The following is a 15962-nucleotide window of genomic DNA, read 5'->3' on the forward strand; positions in this document are numbered from 1 at the left end:
GGCCATGACCGACGAAGTGCTGATCCGCCGCGAGGGGGCCGCCGGGTTCCTTTCGCTCAATCGCCCCAAGGCCATTCACGCCCTGACGCTGGACATGGTCCACGCGATGACCCAGGCCCTGCTTGAATGGCGCGACGATCCGGAAGTGTCGGTGGTGATCATCGACCATGCCGAAGGCCGGGGCTTCTGTTCCGGCGGCGACATCGCCTTCCTGCGCAATTCGGCGCTGAACGATGGCGGGGTGTCGGGCCGCAAGTTCTTTCACGACGAGTATCAGCTCAACCACCTGATCTTCACCTATGAAAAGCCGGTCGTGGCCTTCATGGACGGGATCACCATGGGCGGCGGCGTGGGCATCAGTCAGCCCGCGCGATTCCACGTCGCGACCGAGAATACCCGCTATGCCATGCCGGAAACGGGCATCGGCCTGTTTCCGGACGTCGGCGGCGGCTGGTACCTGTCGCGCCTGCCCGGGCGGATCGGGCAGTTCCTCGCTCTCACCGGCGCGCGGCTCGACGGGGCGGAGTGCAAGTGGGCGGGCCTTGCCACCCACTACCTACCCCACGATGCCCTGGCTGAAGCCAAGGAGCGCATCGCCAAGGGGCATGAGCCGGGACAGGTCCTGTCTGCCCTGTCGACCACGCCGCCCCCGGCCCGGATCGAGGCCAATGCCACGGCCATCGCCAGGCACTTCGCATCGGACCGTTACGAGGATATCCTGGCCAGCCTGGAAAGCGACGAGAGCGAATGGGCGGCCAAGGAACTGGCCACCCTGCGCACCAAGTCGCCCCAGACCTGCAAGGTCGCGCTGCGCCAGTTGCATGAAAGCCTGGCCTGTGCCGACTTTGCCGCCAACATGGCCATAGAATACCGCATCGGCAGCCGCGTGCTGACCCTGCCGGATTTTGCCGAAGGGGTGCGTGCGGTGATCGTGGACAGGGACAATTCTCCCCGGTGGAACCCGGCCAGCCCGGAAGGCGTGACGGACGAACTGATCGACAGCATCTTCGCGCCGCTGCCCGCCGATGAGGAATGGAAGCCGCTCTCTTGACCCGCCGTCACCCTGAACTTGTTTCAGGGTCCATCGTGCCACACGGCAGAAGGTGGCGAATTCCCGACTACAACGCCAAGATGGTCCGGCAAGCACAGGGCTGAACGAAACATAGACCCTGAAACAAGTTCAGGGTGACGAAGTTGGAGATTTGAGATGTCTGGTTACGAACACATCCTCACTGAAACGCGCGGTGCCGTTACCCTGATCACGCTCAACCGTCCGCAGGCGCTCAATGCGCTGAACTCGGCAGTTCTGGAGGAACTGATCACCGCCTTTGCCGCGTTCGAAGCCGATCCTTCGCAGCGCTGCGCGGTCCTGACCGGCGCGGGCGAAAAGGCTTTCGCTGCGGGCGCGGACATCAAGGAAATGGCCGAAAAGCCGGCGGCTGAATTCTACAGCCAGGACTTCTTCTCGCGCTGGACCAGCCACCTGGTCAAGGCGACGCGCAAGCCGTGGATCGCGGCGGTCAACGGCTTTGCCCTGGGCGGAGGCTGCGAGCTGGCGATGATGGCCGATTTCATCATTGCGTCCGAAAACGCCAAGTTCGGCCAGCCGGAAATCAAGCTGGGCGTGGCCCCCGGCATGGGCGGCAGCCAGCGCCTGACCCGCGCCATCGGCAAGGCCAAGGCGATGGAAATGTGCCTGACCGGGCGGATGATGGGCGCGCAAGAGGCCGAGCGTTCGGGCCTGGTCGCGCGCGTCGTGCCCCTGGCCGATCTGGTCGAGGAAGCGGTCAAGACCGCTGCCGAGATCGCCGCGATGCCGCCGCTTGCCGCCATGGCCAACAAGGAAATGGTCAATGCCGCCTTCGAAGCGACGCTGGACCAGGGCCTGCTGATCGAACGCCGCATCTTCCAGGTGCTGACCGCGACGGCGGACAAGGCCGAGGGCATGGCCGCCTTCATCGAAAAGCGGCAAGGCGTCTGGCAGGGCAAGTAAGCGCGGCGCTTCAAGCGGGTAGGTATTGACATCTACCCACCCGGAGCAGCATCACTCTGCCCGGGCGCTGCACCGTGGCGCCCGGAACAGGGCAATCGGCTGCCGTGAACGAACTTGCTTCTTCGCCCGCGCGAATCCGGAATATTGCGGAACTGGCCCGGCTGGCCGGTGTCTCGGCGGGCACGGTGTCGCGCGCACTGGCCAATTCCGACCTGGTCAACAAGGACACCCGGGAGCGCATCCAAGCCCTGGCCCGCGAGCACGGTTTTCGCCCCAACCAGATGGCGCGGCGGCTGCGGGTGCAGGAAACCAGGGTAATCGGCATTGTCGTGCCGCTGGGTCACGACCGCAAGCAGCACCTGTCCGACCCGTTCTTCATGGCGATCCTGGGGCATCTGGCCGATAGGCTGACGGAAAACGGTTACGACATCATGCTCAGCCGGGTCCTGCCGGATCAGGAGGACTGGCTGGAGCGGATCGTCGATTCCGGCATGCTGGACGGCGTCCTGTTGATCGGCCAGTCGAACCAGTTCGAAACGATCGAGCGGGTTGCGGCGTGGTACAAGCCGATGGTCGTCTGGGGCAGCCACCGCGCCGGGCAGGCACATTGCACTGTAGGCGTGGACAACCGCCTGGGCGGCCGCCTTGCCGGGGAGTGTTTGATCCAGGCGCACCGCAAGCGCCTGGCCTTCATGGGCAACCTGTCGGCGCCGGAGTTCGCGGACCGCTATCAGGGGCTGTGCGACGCGGCCAGCGCAGCCGGACTGGCCAAGCCGCTGGCCTTGAACGTTCATCTCGCCAGCGACGACCTCGCGGCGGAAATCGCGCAGCACATCGACCAGATCGCTGCCGAGGTCGATGGCCTGGCTGCCGGTTCCGACATGATTGCGATGGTTGCGGTGCGCGCCCTGGCGGATCGCGGGATCAAGGTTCCGGAGCAAGTCTCAGTCACGGGCTTTGACGATTTGCCGCTGGCGCAACAGATCGTTCCCCGGCTGACCACTGTCCGGCAAGACCTGGTCAGCGGCGCGCGGGAAATGGTCGAACTGTTGTTCCAGCGCATGGCAGGGCAGGACGCGGAATCGGTCGAAATGACTCCGGTACTGATCAGACGGGATACTGCCTAGCCGTAGCGATCAGGCCGGGTGCACTCTGGCCAGGGTTTCCAGCACTGTCTGGGCATGGTCGCGGCGGCAGATCAGCAGGTCCGGCAGATAGGTATCGCGCTGGTTATAGACCAGCGGCGAACCGTCGATCCGGCTGGCGTGAAGGCCGTGCGTCAGGGCAACGGCCACCGGCGCGCAGCTATCCCATTCGAACTGCCCGCCCGAATGGAGGTAAATGTCCGCTTCGCCGCGGACCACGGCCATGGCCTTGGCCCCGGCGCTGCCCATCGGGATCACTTCGGCATCGAGAGCGCTGGCCACGGCCATGGCCTCTGCGGCAGGGCGGCTGCGGCTGACCACCATGCGCAGCCGTTCCGGCGCGGGCGGCACCCAGATCGGCAGGTCCGATCGCAGCAGCAGGCCCAGGCCCGGTAGCGCGACCGCGCCGACCACCGGCTCACCCTTGACCGCCAGGGCAACGTGGACGGCCCAGTCGCCGCGCCCTTCGCTGAATTCGCGCGTGCCATCCAGCGGGTCGATGATCCAGACCCGCTCGGCATCAAGCCGGCGCAGGTTGTCCTTTTCTTCCTCGCACAGCATCCCGTCCGAACCGCGCCGCATCCGCAGCATGCCCATCAGGAAGTCGTTCGCGATCCGGTCGCCCTCGTCGCCCAGGATCTTGCCGGAATATTGCCCGGACTGCTGGAGAACCAGCAGCATGCGTCCGGCTTCCTGAGCAAGAAATGCAGCCAGTTCGGCGTCGGTCATATCGTGGGCATCCAGGTTTCGATCCGGTTGCCCAGCACGTAGTCGACAATTCGCTCCGCCGCCAGTTCCGGACTTTCGCGCGTCGTGTCGATCCGCAGTTCGGGCTGCTCCGGTGCCTCGTAGGGGCTGTCGATCCCGGTGAAGTTCTTCAGCTCACCAGCACGCGCCTTGCGGTACAGGCCCTTGACGTCGCGGCGCTCGGCCTCGGCCAGCGGGGTGTCGACGAAGATCTCGATGAACTCGCCCTTGGGCAGCATCGCCCGGACCATTTCCCGCTCGGCAGCGAAGGGGCTGATGAAGGCCGTCAGCACGATCAGCCCGGCATCGGTCATCAGCTTGGCCACTTCGCCGATGCGTCGAATATTTTCGATCCGGTCCGCCTCGGTAAAGCCCAGGTCCTTGTTGAGGCCATGGCGGACATTGTCGCCATCCAGCAGGAAGGTGTGGCGGCCCATGGCGTGGAGCTTTTTCTCGACCAGGTTGGCGATGGTCGACTTGCCGGAACCGGACAGGCCGGTGAACCACAGCACCGCCGGGCGCTGGTTTTTTAGCGCGGCGTGCGCCTCGCGGCTGACGTCGAGCGCCTGCCAGTGCACGTTTTGCGCGCGGCGCAGGCTGAACTTCAGCATCCCCGCCGCCACCGTGCGGTTGGTGATCTTGTCGATCAAGATGAACCCGCCGAGCGCGCGGCTGTCGGTATAAGGTTCGAACACGATCGCGCGGTCGCAAGTCACTTCCGCCACGCCGATCGCGTTCAACTCCAGCGTCTTGGCGGCGAGGTGAGACCCAATCCCGGCAGGATCGTTGACGTTGACCGCGTACTTCGGCTGCTGGACAGTCGCCGAGACGGTCTGCGTGCCGAGCTTGAGCCAATAGGCGCGGCCGACGTGGAGCGGGTCGTCGTCCATCCACACCAGCGTCGCCTCGAACTGGTCGGCGGCCTGCGGCGGCGCATCGGCAGCGGCGATCACGTCACCGCGCGAACAGTCGATCTCGTCCGCCAGAGTGACCGTCACCGACTGCCCGGCAACCGCTTCGTCCAGATCGCCGTCCAGCGTGACGATCCGCTCGACCGTGCTGGTCTTGCCCGACGGCAGCACCCGCACCTGATCCCCCGGCTTGACCGATCCAGCCGCGATCAGCCCGGCAAACCCACGGAAATCGAGGTTGGGCCGGTTGACCCATTGCACCGGCAGGCGGAACGGCTTTGCCAAATCCGCCGCCGCATCGACCTCGACCGTTTCCAGATGGTCGACCAGGGTCGGCCCCTTGAACCACGGGGTCTTGTCCGAAAGGGCGGTGATATTGTCGCCCTTGAAGCCGGAAATCGGCAGGGCGGTGAACTGCTCGATCCCGATGCTCTGGGCGAAAGCCGCATAGTCCGCGACGATCCGGTCAAAGACCTGCTGATCGTAGTCGACCAGGTCCATCTTGTTGACCGCCAGGACCAGGTGGCGAATGCCGATCAGGTGGCACAGGTAGGAATGCCGCCGCGTCTGGACCAGCACGCCCTTGCGCGCGTCGACCAGGATTACGGCCAGGTCCGCTGTGCTCGCCCCGGTCACCATGTTGCGGGTGTACTGTTCGTGGCCCGGACAGTCAGCGACGATGAACTTGCGCTTTTCGGTGTTGAAGAAGCGATAGGCGACGTCGATGGTGATGCCCTGTTCGCGCTCTGCCGCCAGCCCGTCGACCAGCAGGGCAAAGTCGATTTCCTGGCCCTGGGTGCCCTGCTTCTTGCTGTCATTCTCCAGCGCGGAAAGCTGATCCTCGAAGATCATCTTGGAATCGTAAAGCAGCCGCCCGATCAGGGTCGACTTGCCATCGTCAACGCTGCCGCAGGTGATGAAGCGCAGCATGGTCTTGCGCTGGTGCGTGGCGAGGTAGGCGTCGATATCCTCGGCAATCAGCGCATCGGTGACGTAAACAGGGTCGCTCATGACAACGTCACTCCGGCGTAGGCCGGAGCCCAGCCCTTGAAATAGTTCGACGCGAAGCGGCGTTCCTTGCGGGACTGGGTCCCGGCCTGCGCCGGGATGACGAGCAGTGCTTTCATCTCAGAAATACCCCTGCTGCTTCTTCACTTCCATGCCGGCCCCGCCCGCGTCCTTGTCGATCACCCGGCCCTGCCGTTCGGACGTGGTGGTCAGCAGGGTTTCCTGGATCACTTCGGACAGGGTCGAGGCCGTGCTTTCCACCGCGCCGGTCAGCGGGAAGCAGCCCAGCGTGCGGAAGCGGATCGAGCGTTCGGTAATGTCCGGACGGCGGCCCAGCACGCGTTCCAGCCGCTCGATATCGTCCGCCATGAACAGCTGGCCTCCCCATTCATAGGTCGGGCGCGGTGCGGCAAAGTAAAGCGGCACGATCGGCACGTCGTTGACCTGGATGTATTGCCAGATGTCCAGCTCGGTCCAGTTGCTGATCGGGAAGACGCGGATGCTCTCCCCCTTGTGCTTGCGCGCGTTGTACAGGTTCCACAGCTCGGGCCGCTGGTTCTTGGGGTCCCAGCCGTGGCTGGCGGTGCGGAACGAGAAGATGCGCTCTTTCGCGCGGCTCTTTTCTTCGTCGCGGCGCGCGCCGCCAAAGGCCGCGTCAAAGCCCCATTTGTCGAGCGCCTGCTTCAGCCCTTCGGTCTTCCACATGTCGGTGTGGAGCGAGCCGTGATCGAACGGGTTGATCCCGCGCTCGGTCGCTTCGGGGTTCTGATAGACCAGCAGTTCCATGCCGCTTTCACGCGCCATCCGGTCACGCAGTTCGTACATCGCCTGGAACTTCCAGGTCGTATCGACGTGCAGCAGCGGGAACGGGGGCGGGGCTGGATAGAATGCCTTGCGCGCCAGGTGCAGCATGACCGCGCTGTCCTTGCCGACGGAATAGAGCATGACCGGACGCTCGGCCTCGGCCACCACTTCGCGCATGATGTGGATGGCTTCCGCCTCAAGGCGTTGCAGATGGGTAAGGCTGGAATTCATGGGCCATCCCCCTAACGGCCTTGCGGGCCAATGGCGATAATAGCAATTCCTTGCCCGCGCCAAGTTCGGCTGTTTGCCACCGCCACCCTGGCATCGGCGCCGATCAGGCGGGTTTCCTGCGTTGCAGCCCGGATCGCTTGCACGAAGCGACCAGTTCGCCGCGCTGATTATAGGCCTCGTGCCGGAAGGTCACGATCCCCGCATCGGGGCGGCTTCTGGAATCGCGCAGTTCGATCACTTCGGTCACGATGTTCAGCGTGTCGCCGATAAAGACGGGCCCCGGAAAGCGCACCTCGTCCCAGCCCAGGTTGGCGACTGCGGTGCCCAATGTGGTATCCCCCACGCTGACGCCGACCATCAGGCTCAGCGTGAAGCACGAATTGACCAGCACCTGGCCATAATCGCTGTCCTTCATATATTCGGCATCAAGATGCAGCTGCGCCGGATTGTGGCTGAGCGTGGTGAACAGCAGGTTGTCCGTCTCGGTAACGGTCCGGCGGATCGCGTGTTCGAGACGCTGTCCCACCGCCAGTTCGTCAAACCACAGTCCTGCCATTGCCCTCACCCTCTCCTATCCAGGACACCCCTTAACAGCAGGGCGATTCCGTGGCCAGTGGCGGCCTGGATTTGCAGAGTCAGGCGCGGCCCGTTTCCCCCGCCAGCAGGGCCGGGTCGATGCCCACCCTGCGCCAGCAGGTCGACCAGCGCAGACGCGGGCGCGTGTCATAGAGTATCGCTTCCTCGCCATCGAGCACTTGCCAGCCATGCTGCTGTAATTCGCCTTCCAGCTGCCCGCTGCTCCACCCGGCATAGCCAAGGGCGACGACGAACCGGCGCGGGCCCTTGCCTTCGGCAATGGCGCGCAGGATTTCCATCGAAGCGGTCAGCCCGCACAGGTTTCCAGCGATGATCGTCTCGTCGCTGTGCCAGTCGGTCGAATGGAGCACGAAGCCGTGATCCGGCTCCACCGGCCCGCCATCCAGCACATAGCAATCGGGCGCGTGGCCGGGGTCGATGTCGAGGTCTTCCAGCACGGTGTGAAAGCCCAGCCCTTCGCAAGGCTTGCCCAGGCCGATGCCCAACGCGCCCTGCTCGTCATGAATCATCATCGCATTGACGGAGCGGCGAAAACGCGGATCGCCCATGCCCGGCATGGCAAGCAGGAAGCGTCCGGCAAGGGATACGGATTCGGACATGATGGCAGTCTAATACGCCGCGCAGTTACAACAAGACTTCACTCGGCAAGTCAGGGCAACTACGCGGCGGCAGGATCAGCTGCGGAAGACGACTGTCTTTTCCCCGTTCAGCAGCACCCGGTCTTCCAGATGCAGGTGCACGGCCTCGGCCAGAACGCGGCGCTCGATGTCGCGGCCCTTGCGGACCATGTCGTCCGGCGAATCCGCATGAGTCACGCTTTCCACGTCCTGATGGATGATCGGCCCTTCATCGAGGTCAGCCGTGACATAGTGCGCCGTTGCGCCGATCATCTTTACCCCACGCGCATGGGCCTGGTGATAGGGCTTGGCGCCCTTGAAGCCGGGCAGGAACGAGTGGTGAATATTGATGCAGCGCCCGGACAGAAACGCGGCCAGATCGTCGGAGAGGATCTGCATGTAACGGGCCAAGACGACCAGTTCCGCGCCCGATTGCTCGACCACCTGCTTGATCTGCGCTTCCTGAGCGGGCTTCGTATCGCGGGTGACCGGGAAGTGGTGATAGGGCACCCCGTCCAGCAGGGTGATCGACAGCGCCTCTTGCGGATGGTTGCCGATCACGCCGACCACTTCCATGTTCAGCTCGCCAATGCGGGTGCGATAGAGCAGGTCGCCCAGGCAATGGTCGAACTTGCTGACCAGCAGCAGCACCTTGCGCCGCGCGCCCTTGGCCCGCAATTGCCAGTCCATCCCGTGCGGCGCGGCGATGCGCTCAAACCCGGCCTGGATCGCGCCGATGTCGGCATCGCGCGGATCGAATTCGACGCGCATGAAGAAACGCCCGCTGTCCTGGTCGTTGAACTGCTGCGCTTCCAGGATGTTGGCACCCTTTTCGAACAGGTAGCCGGTGACGCCCGCAGTGATCCCCGGCTTATCGGCGCAGGACAGGGTCAGGATCTGGGCATCGGACATTCGTTCATTCCTTTTTTGGCGCAGCCCCAGTCGCGGATTTTGCATCATGTGCAAGTGAAATATGGTTGGAGCGCGCGGTCCGGACCATGGGCGCAGGGCCGAATCGCTTGCCTTGGGGCGTAATCCCGGTTAGGGGCGCCCCCTTCAACCGACACGGATTCGATGATCGGCCTGGCCACAAGGGCTGCCATGGCGGATCGGACGTGTCTCGACAAGGAGACGAAAATGCCCAAGCTCAAGACGAAGAGCGGCGTTAAAAAGCGCTTCAAGCTCACCGCCACCGGCAAGGTGAAGCACGGCGTTGCCGGCAAGCGCCACCGCCTGATCAGCCACAACGGCAAGTACATCCGCCAGAATCGCGGCACCGACGTCATTTCCGACGCCGATGCAAAGACGATCAAGAAGTGGGCGCCCTACGGGCTGAACTGAGGAGCGCTAGCACATGAGCCGTATCAAGCGTGGTGTTACCACCCGAGCAAAGCACAAGCGGATTCTGGACCAGGCCAAGGGCTATCGTGGTCGCCGCAAGAACACCATCCGCGTTGCCCGTCAGGCCGTCGAAAAGGCCGGCCAGTACGCCTATCGCGACCGCAAGGTTAAGAAGCGGACCTTCCGCGCCCTGTGGATCCAGCGGATCAACGCTGCCGTCCGCGCCGAAGGCCTGACCTATTCGCAGTTCATCCACGGCGCGAAGCTGGCTGGTATCGAACTGGACCGCAAGACCATGGCCGATCTCGCCATGAACGAAGGCGGCGTGTTCGGCGCAGTGATCGCCCAGGCCAAGGCTGCCCTGCCGGCCTAAGCCGCAGCAGCACTGCCAAGCAAAAGGCGCGGGAACGGCAAGTCCGTCTCCCGCGCTTTTTCTTTTTGCGGCAAGCACAAAGCGCTTGCCAGATCGCCCCTGCCTATGCGACACTACTTACATCCATGAAGGTAAGCGCGCAGGCTCGACCGATGGCGATGACTGGATCAGACCGGTGCTGAAACAAGGGCTGGCAGATGCGATCAGCACCCGCTTCTTCCGGCCATCCGCCGAACTGGCCCCCTACTTCTCCAGCTATTACCTGATCGAATTCGCCGTAAGTCCCGGCGAGACGGTTACCGACTGGCTCCACCCGGAATGGGCCAACATCCGTTTTTCGGAAGATGGCAACTGGAGCATTGGCAGTGGCGGAGAATTCCATGCCCTTCCGCCCATCGTCGGCACCGGCCCGACCAGCCGGACAATCTCGTTTCGCGTGAACGGTCCAACCCGGATCTGGGGGGTTGGCATCCTGCCGCGCGGCTGGGTCCGGCTGATGGACGCTCCGGCCAATGTCATGGCGGACCGGACCCTGGCCTGCACGCCGGATTCCCCTTACGCACCTTTCGCGGAGCTGCGTGAACGCACATTCGGCGAGGAACCCGACGCGATTGCAGAGGCCCAGCGGATCGACCAAACCATGCAAGAGCTACTGGCGATCCGCCCGCCGCAGCTAGATGAACCACGGATCGGCAGCATCCACCGCCGCCTGTTCGACAGCGAGCTAGCCTCGGTTACCGACCTGGCGGAGAAGATCGGCATGTCCTCCCGCTCGCTGGAACGGATCTGCCTGCGCGCTTTTGGCTTCCCACCCAAGCTGTTGCTGCGCCGCCAGCGGTTCCTGCGCAGCCTTTCCCAGTATCTGCTCGACCCCACCCAGACCTGGATCAAGACGCTGGACGAAAACTACGTCGACCAGGCCCATTTCGTCCGCGATTTCCAGAAGTTCATGGGGATGAGCCCAAGCTGTTATGCGGCGCTGGAACATCCCGTCCTCGGTTCCGCAACCCGCACCCGCACGATTACGGCCGGCGCGCCCGTTCAGGCGCTGCACCGCCCCTGAACGGTCCGCGCCCGACAAGCGGACGAAAGCCCCCTTGCCCGCCACTTGCAGCAAAGGCCTTTTGACTTGGCGCGCGGCTTGGCTAAAGGCCGGGGCTCGATTGCCAACAACAGGTGGAATTCAGGCCCGTGGACCATTCAGCAACCCGTGAAGAAGCGCTGGCGCGCATTGCCGCCACGCAGGATCTCGACACGCTGGAAAAACTGCGGGTCGAATACCTGGGAAAGCAAGGCTCGATTTCCGGCCTGCTCAAGACGCTGGGCGCCATGTCGCCGGAAGAGCGGCAGATTGCCGGACCGCAGATTCACGCCCTGCGCGAAGGGGTGACCGATGCCCTTGCCGCGCGCAAGGCCGCGCTGGAAAACGCCGCGCTCGAAGCGCAACTGGCCAGCGAGACGGTTGACCTTTCGCTGCCCGCGCCGGAAAGCCCGCGCGGCACGATCCACCCGGTCAGCCAGGTGATGGGCGAGCTGGCCGAAATCTTTGCCGACATGGGCTTTGCCGTGGCCACCGGGCCGGAGATCGAGGACGACTGGCACAATTTCACCGCGCTCAACATTCCGGAAAGCCATCCGGCGCGCGCAATGCACGATACTTTCTACTTCCCGGACAAGGACGGAGAAGGGCGCGACATGTTGCTGCGCACTCACACCAGCCCGGTCCAGATCCGCGCCATGCTGGCTCAGGGTGCGCCGATCCGGATCATCGCGCCGGGCCGCGTCTACCGCTCGGACAGCGATGCCACCCACACCCCGATGTTCCATCAGGTCGAAGGGCTGGTGATCGACAAGGGCATTACCCTGGGCCACCTGAAGTGGACGCTGGAAACCTTCCTCAAGGCCTTCTTTGAGCGCGAGGACATCGTCCTGCGCCTGCGCCCCAGCTATTTCCCCTTCACCGAACCTTCGGTCGAAGTCGACGTCGGCTTTGCCCTGGTGAACGGAAAGCGCGTGCTGGGCGGCAGCGGCGATGCGCCGGGCCACGGCTGGATGGAACTGCTCGGTTCGGGCATGGTCAACCGCAAGGTCATTTCCGCAGGCGGGCTTGATCCGGACGAGTGGCAGGGTTTTGCCTTTGGCGTGGGCGTGGACCGCCTCGCGATGCTGAAATACGGGATGGACGATTTGCGCGCCTTCTTTGACGGGGACGTGCGCTGGCTGGCGCACTATGGCTTTTCGCCGCTGGATGTTCCCACCCTTTCCGCCGGCGTGGGAGCACGGGCATGAAGTTCTCGCTGACCTGGCTCAAGGACCACCTCGAAACCGAAGCTTCGGTTGAGGAGATTTCCGCCAAGCTGAACGCCATCGGCCTGGAAGTCGAAGGGGTGGAAAATCCCGCTGACCGCCTGTCCGGCTTCCGCATCGCCAAGGTGCTGACCGCCGAACGCCATCCCAATGCCGACAAGCTGCAAGTGCTTACCGTCGATACCGGCGAAGGCGATCCGTTGCAGGTCGTCTGCGGCGCGCCCAATGCCCGCGCCGGCCTGGTCGGCGTGCTCGGCATGCCCGGCGCGGTCGTTCCTGCTGGCGGCTTCGAGCTGAAGAAGAGCGCGATCCGCGGCGTCGAATCCAACGGCATGATGTGCTCCTCGCGCGAGCTGGAACTGGGCGACGATCACAGCGGGATCATTGAACTGCCCGCCGACGCGCCGATCGGCACGCCCTTTGCCGAATATCACGGGGCCGACCCGGTGTTCGACGTCGCGATCACGCCGAACCGTCCGGACTGCATGGGCGTTTACGGCATTGCCCGCGATCTCGCTGCGGCAGGCCTCGGCGCGCTGAAGCCGATTGCCGTGCAGGACGTGGCGGGATCGTTCCCCTGCCCCCTGCCGATCCGCACCGACGATCCCGAAGGGTGCCCCGCATTCCACGGCCGCGTCATTCGAGGAGTGAAGAATGGCGCCAGCCCGCAGTGGCTGCAGGACCGGTTGAAGAGCGCAGGCCAGCGCCCGATCTCTGCCCTGGTCGACATCACCAACTATGTGATGCTGGCCTATGGGCGTCCGGCCCATGCCTATGACCTTGCCAAGCTGAGCGGCGCGATCTTCGCCCGCCGCGCGCGCGACGGCGAAACCGTGCTGGCTCTGAATGGCAAGGAATATACCCTCGCCGCGTCGATGACCGTCATCGCCGACGACCAGGGCGTGCACGACATTGCCGGGATCATGGGCGGTGAGCATTCCGGCTGCACCGAGGATACGACCGACGTCCTGCTCGAAGTGGCCTACTTCGATCCGGAGCGGATTGGCGACACCGGGCGCAAGCTCAACCTCACTTCAGATGCGCGCCAGCGGTTCGAACGCGGGGTCGATCCGGCCTTCCTCGACAAGGGTCTGGCCCTGCTGACCCAGCTGATCGTGGAAATCTGCGGGGGCGAACCGAGCGAGATCATCCGCGCCGGAGAAGCGCCGCAGGGGTCCAAGGTCGTGCCATACGATCCGGCCCTGGCCGAGCGCCTGGGCGGCGTGGCCATTGCCGAGGATCAGCAGCGCGCCACCCTGCGCGCCCTGGGCTTTGCCAGCGATGCGCGGTGGAACGTGATCGTCCCTTCGTGGCGTCCCGACGTCGATGGCGCGGCCGACATTGTCGAGGAAGTGGTCCGCATCCACGGGCTGGACAATATCGCCAGCACGCCGCTGCCGCGCACCGATGGCGTGGCCCGGCCGACAGCAACCCCGGTGCAGCAACTGGAACGCAAGGTCCGCCGTGCCGCCGCTTCGCGCGGGGCGCATGAAGCGGTGACCTGGTCCTTCCTCCCCGAAGCCGATGCCGCCGCCTTCAACGATGGCAATGGCGCGGTCTGGACCCTTGCCAACCCGATCAGCGAAGACATGAAGGCCATGCGCCCCTCGCTGCTGCCGGGCCTGCTTTCCGCCGTGCGCCGCAATGTCGATCGCGGCGCGGCGGGGCTGCGCCTGTTCGAACTGGGCCGCCGCTATCTGCGCGGCGAAGGCGGACACAGCGACGAGCGCCTGACGCTGGGCCTGGTCCTGGCGGGTGAAAAGACCCCGCGCGGCTGGGCCAGCGGCAAGGCGCAAGGCTTCGATGCCTTCGACGCCAAGGCCGAAGCCCTGGCCCTGCTGGCCGAAGCCGGTGCACCGGTCGACAACCTGCAAGTGATGGGCGAAGCCGGTCCGCAATTCCACCCGGGCCAGTCCGCCACTCTGCGCCTGGGGCCCAAGACGGTCCTGGCCCGCTTCGGCATGTTGCACCCGGCTCTGCTCAAGCAGTTTGACGTGGGTGTGCCGGTGGCAGCGGTGGAGCTGTTCCTCGATGCCATTCCGGCCCGCAAGAGCAGCGGCTTTGCCCGCAGCGCCTATGCTCCGCCCGCCCTGCAAGCGGTAAAGCGCGACTTTGCCTTCCTGGTCGACGCAGCCCTGCCCGCCGCCGACCTGGTCCGCACGGTCAAGGGCGCGGACAAGGCCAACATCGTTGCGGTCCGCCTGTTCGACGATTTCCGCGGCGCAGGTGTGCCGGAAGGCAAGAAGAGCCTGGCCGTCGAAGTCACGCTGCAACCCGGCGACAAGAGCTATGACGAGGCCGAGCTGAAAGCGATTGCCGAGCGCGTAACCGCTGCGGCGGCCAAGCTGGGCGCGGTGCTGCGGGGTTAAGCCACAAGGCCAAAACCCCGCTCGTCCTGAGCTTGTCGAAGGACTGCCTTTCCTGCGTCACGCGTTGGCGCGGAAGGGCAAGCGGGCGTGGATGGGCTGGCTTCGGGTTCAGATCCCGCGCGAGAAAGCCAGAACCTTCTCGTACAGGTCCGGCGCGGCCTCGCTGCGGACCAGCATGACCGCGTGAGTCAGGCGCACCCGGCGGTCAGCGCTGCCCTTTGCAATCGCATTCAGGTGGCCCAGCACCTGTTCGCGCGTGGCTCCGCGCCCGGTGGCCGCGCTGGCCAGCAATTGCGCCAGCCGCTGCTGCGCCGGATCGGCGTCCAGCCGCTTTTGCCGCGCACCGTTGAACCACCACAGCAGCCCGACAAAGACCAGGATCAGCGCGAAGTAGACTGCCATTTCAGCCGCACTGCCCCCGGTGCAGCAGCTTGTGATCGGCCAGGACCAGCGCCATCATTGCCTCGACCACCGGTACGCCGCGAATGCCGACGCAGGGGTCATGGCGGCCCTTGGTAAACATCTCGGTCGCCTCGCCATCGCGGGTGATGGTCTGCTGGGGCGTGAGGATCGAGCTGGTCGGCTTGAACGCCACGCGCACCACCACCGGCTGGCCGGTGCTGATCCCGCCGGCAATCCCGCCGGCATGATTGGCGAGGAATTCCGGAGCGCCAGCGCCGGGCCGCATCGGATCGGCATTGCCTTCACCAGTCAGGCGGGCAGCGGCAAAGCCATCGCCGATTTCAACGCCCTTGACCGCGTTGATTCCCATCATGCCGGCGGCAAGATCTGCGTCCAGCTTGCCATAAAGCGGCGCGCCCCAGCCTGCCGGAACGCCGGTGGCAACGCATTCCACCACCGCACCCACCGAGGAACCCGCCAGCCGTGCATCGTCGACGATCTTTTCCCAGCGCTTGGCGGCCTGGGCATCGGGGCAGAAGAACGGGTTGTTGCCCACTTCCGCCGCATCGAAATTGGCCATGTCGATCGCGTCGCCGCCAATTTCGGAGACATAGGCCAGGATCGACACTTCCGGGATCACCAGCCGCGCCACGGCCCCTGCCGCCACGCGCGCCGCCGTTTCGCGGGCCGAACTGCGCCCGCCGCCGCGATAGTCGCGGAAGCCATACTTGGCGTCATAGGCATAGTCGGCATGGCCGGGGCGATAGGCCTTGGCCACTTCGGAATAGTCCTTTGACCGCTGATCGACATTCTCGATCATCAGGCTGATCGGCGTCCCGGTGGTCTTGCCTTCGAACACCCCGGACAGGATGCGGACCGCGTCCGGTTCCTGCCGCTGGGTAGTGAATTTGGACTGGCCGGGACGGCGCGCGTCAAGGAACGGCTGGATCGCCGCTTCGCTGATTTCCAGTCCGGGCGGGCAGCCATCGACCACTGCGCCCAGTGCCGGCCCGTGGCTTTCGCCCCAGGTGGTGAAACGCAGCAGACGGCCAAAGGTGTTGATCGACATGATGCGGCTTTGGCGCGTGATTGCGCCGCTGTCCATATCCGGTTTAGG

16 protein-coding genes are annotated in these 15962 nt (G+C 64.8%); 8 read left to right on the top strand and 8 right to left on the bottom strand.

What is annotated here, in order from left to right:
• Positions 1 to 4: 4 nt before the first annotated feature.
• From ACQKOE_RS11930 to ACQKOE_RS11940, 3 genes are all read left to right on the top strand, one after another.
• A complete protein-coding gene (locus ACQKOE_RS11930) occupies positions 5 to 1051 on the top strand; it encodes an enoyl-CoA hydratase/isomerase family protein (protein ID WP_427512981.1) in 1047 nt (348 codons plus the stop codon).
• A gap of 156 nt (positions 1052 to 1207) precedes the next feature.
• Positions 1208 to 1993 (top strand): enoyl-CoA hydratase-related protein, encoded by a 786-nt coding sequence (locus ACQKOE_RS11935; RefSeq protein ID WP_427512982.1) that lies wholly within the window; start codon positions 1208 to 1210, stop codon positions 1991 to 1993.
• Between the two features lie 104 nt (positions 1994 to 2097).
• Positions 2098 to 3120 (top strand): LacI family DNA-binding transcriptional regulator, encoded by a 1023-nt coding sequence (locus ACQKOE_RS11940; protein WP_427512983.1) that lies wholly within the window; start codon positions 2098 to 2100, stop codon positions 3118 to 3120.
• A gap of 9 nt (positions 3121 to 3129) precedes the next feature.
• On the opposite strand, the gene ACQKOE_RS11945 is transcribed toward ACQKOE_RS11940, so the two are convergent.
• The 6 genes from ACQKOE_RS11945 to purU all read right to left on the bottom strand — a co-directional run bounded on the left by ACQKOE_RS11945 (position 3130) and on the right by purU (position 8965).
• Positions 3130 to 3867: a 3'(2'),5'-bisphosphate nucleotidase CysQ gene (locus tag ACQKOE_RS11945; protein ID WP_427512984.1), complete on the bottom strand. Its 738-nt coding sequence runs from the start codon at positions 3865 to 3867 to the stop codon at positions 3130 to 3132.
• Positions 3864 to 5807 (bottom strand): sulfate adenylyltransferase subunit CysN, encoded by a 1944-nt coding sequence (cysN, locus tag ACQKOE_RS11950; RefSeq protein WP_427512985.1) that lies wholly within the window; start codon positions 5805 to 5807, stop codon positions 3864 to 3866. Before cysN ends, ACQKOE_RS11945 begins: the two co-directional genes overlap by 4 nt.
• A 117-nt stretch (positions 5808 to 5924) precedes the next feature.
• Positions 5925 to 6839: a sulfate adenylyltransferase subunit CysD gene (cysD, locus tag ACQKOE_RS11955; RefSeq protein ID WP_427512986.1), complete on the bottom strand. Its 915-nt coding sequence runs from the start codon at positions 6837 to 6839 to the stop codon at positions 5925 to 5927.
• A gap of 103 nt (positions 6840 to 6942) precedes the next feature.
• The gene (locus ACQKOE_RS11960) at positions 6943 to 7395 is read right to left on the bottom strand and encodes a MaoC family dehydratase (RefSeq protein WP_427512987.1); all 453 of its coding nucleotides are present in this window, start codon (positions 7393 to 7395) and stop codon (positions 6943 to 6945) included.
• Positions 7396 to 7474: 79 nt separating this feature from the next.
• Positions 7475 to 8035 (bottom strand): YqgE/AlgH family protein, encoded by a 561-nt coding sequence (locus ACQKOE_RS11965; protein WP_427512988.1) that lies wholly within the window; start codon positions 8033 to 8035, stop codon positions 7475 to 7477.
• A gap of 75 nt (positions 8036 to 8110) precedes the next feature.
• Positions 8111 to 8965: a formyltetrahydrofolate deformylase gene (purU, locus tag ACQKOE_RS11970; protein ID WP_427512989.1), complete on the bottom strand. Its 855-nt coding sequence runs from the start codon at positions 8963 to 8965 to the stop codon at positions 8111 to 8113.
• Between the two features lie 225 nt (positions 8966 to 9190).
• Between purU and rpmI the strand changes: the two genes are divergently transcribed.
• The 5 genes from rpmI (at position 9191) to pheT (ending at position 14443) form a co-directional block, all read left to right on the top strand.
• On the top strand, positions 9191 to 9394 hold the full coding sequence (rpmI, locus tag ACQKOE_RS11975) for a 50S ribosomal protein L35 (RefSeq protein WP_067536462.1): 204 nt from the start codon (positions 9191 to 9193) through the stop codon (positions 9392 to 9394).
• A 13-nt stretch (positions 9395 to 9407) separates the two neighbouring features.
• Positions 9408 to 9767: a 50S ribosomal protein L20 gene (gene rplT / locus ACQKOE_RS11980; protein WP_374588886.1), complete on the top strand. Its 360-nt coding sequence runs from the start codon at positions 9408 to 9410 to the stop codon at positions 9765 to 9767.
• An 85-nt stretch (positions 9768 to 9852) separates the two neighbouring features.
• Entirely contained in the window at positions 9853 to 10830 is a 978-nt protein-coding gene (locus ACQKOE_RS11985) for a helix-turn-helix domain-containing protein (protein ID WP_427512990.1), read from the top strand.
• Between the two features lie 128 nt (positions 10831 to 10958).
• Positions 10959 to 12056 (top strand): phenylalanine--tRNA ligase subunit alpha, encoded by a 1098-nt coding sequence (gene pheS, locus ACQKOE_RS11990; RefSeq protein WP_427512991.1) that lies wholly within the window; start codon positions 10959 to 10961, stop codon positions 12054 to 12056.
• Positions 12053 to 14443 (top strand): phenylalanine--tRNA ligase subunit beta, encoded by a 2391-nt coding sequence (gene pheT, locus ACQKOE_RS11995; protein ID WP_427512992.1) that lies wholly within the window; start codon positions 12053 to 12055, stop codon positions 14441 to 14443. Before pheS ends, pheT begins: the two co-directional genes overlap by 4 nt.
• 108 nt (positions 14444 to 14551) lie before the next feature.
• On the opposite strand, the gene ACQKOE_RS12000 is transcribed toward pheT, so the two are convergent.
• Together ACQKOE_RS12000 and aroC are read right to left on the bottom strand one after the other, a co-directional pair.
• Positions 14552 to 14845 carry a hypothetical protein gene (locus tag ACQKOE_RS12000; protein WP_427512993.1) on the bottom strand — a complete coding sequence of 98 codons (294 nt, stop codon included), beginning with the start codon at positions 14843 to 14845 and terminating at the stop codon, positions 14552 to 14554.
• A gap of 1 nt (position 14846) precedes the next feature.
• Positions 14847 to 15914: a chorismate synthase gene (gene aroC, locus ACQKOE_RS12005; protein ID WP_427512994.1), complete on the bottom strand. Its 1068-nt coding sequence runs from the start codon at positions 15912 to 15914 to the stop codon at positions 14847 to 14849.
• Between the last annotated feature and the right edge of the window lie 48 nt (positions 15915 to 15962).

Source organism: Novosphingobium sp. NPDC080210 (assembly GCF_050281025.1).
Taxonomy (GTDB): domain Bacteria; phylum Pseudomonadota; class Alphaproteobacteria; order Sphingomonadales; family Sphingomonadaceae; genus Novosphingobium.

Bases quoted from the DNA above. Each gene is read 5' to 3' on its own strand.
- ACQKOE_RS11930 (WP_427512981.1), top strand. From the start codon at position 5: ATGACCGACGAAGTGCTGATCCGCCGCGAGGGGGCCGCCGGGTTCCTT.
- cysN (WP_427512985.1), bottom strand. From the start codon at position 5,807: ATGAGCGACCCTGTTTACGTCACCGATGCGCTGATTGCCGAGGATATC.
- ACQKOE_RS11960 (WP_427512987.1), bottom strand. From the start codon at position 7,395: ATGGCAGGACTGTGGTTTGACGAACTGGCGGTGGGACAGCGTCTCGAA.
- pheT (WP_427512992.1), top strand. From the start codon at position 12,053: ATGAAGTTCTCGCTGACCTGGCTCAAGGACCACCTCGAAACCGAAGCT.
- purU (WP_427512989.1), bottom strand. From the start codon at position 8,965: ATGTCCGATGCCCAGATCCTGACCCTGTCCTGCGCCGATAAGCCGGGG.
- aroC (WP_427512994.1), bottom strand. From the start codon at position 15,914: ATGTCGATCAACACCTTTGGCCGTCTGCTGCGTTTCACCACCTGGGGC.
- rpmI (WP_067536462.1), top strand. From the start codon at position 9,191: ATGCCCAAGCTCAAGACGAAGAGCGGCGTTAAAAAGCGCTTCAAGCTC.
- ACQKOE_RS12000 (WP_427512993.1), bottom strand. From the start codon at position 14,845: ATGGCAGTCTACTTCGCGCTGATCCTGGTCTTTGTCGGGCTGCTGTGG.
- cysD (WP_427512986.1), bottom strand. From the start codon at position 6,839: ATGAATTCCAGCCTTACCCATCTGCAACGCCTTGAGGCGGAAGCCATC.
- ACQKOE_RS11965 (WP_427512988.1), bottom strand. From the start codon at position 8,035: ATGTCCGAATCCGTATCCCTTGCCGGACGCTTCCTGCTTGCCATGCCG.
- rplT (WP_374588886.1), top strand. From the start codon at position 9,408: ATGAGCCGTATCAAGCGTGGTGTTACCACCCGAGCAAAGCACAAGCGG.
- ACQKOE_RS11935 (WP_427512982.1), top strand. From the start codon at position 1,208: ATGTCTGGTTACGAACACATCCTCACTGAAACGCGCGGTGCCGTTACC.
- ACQKOE_RS11945 (WP_427512984.1), bottom strand. From the start codon at position 3,867: ATGACCGACGCCGAACTGGCTGCATTTCTTGCTCAGGAAGCCGGACGC.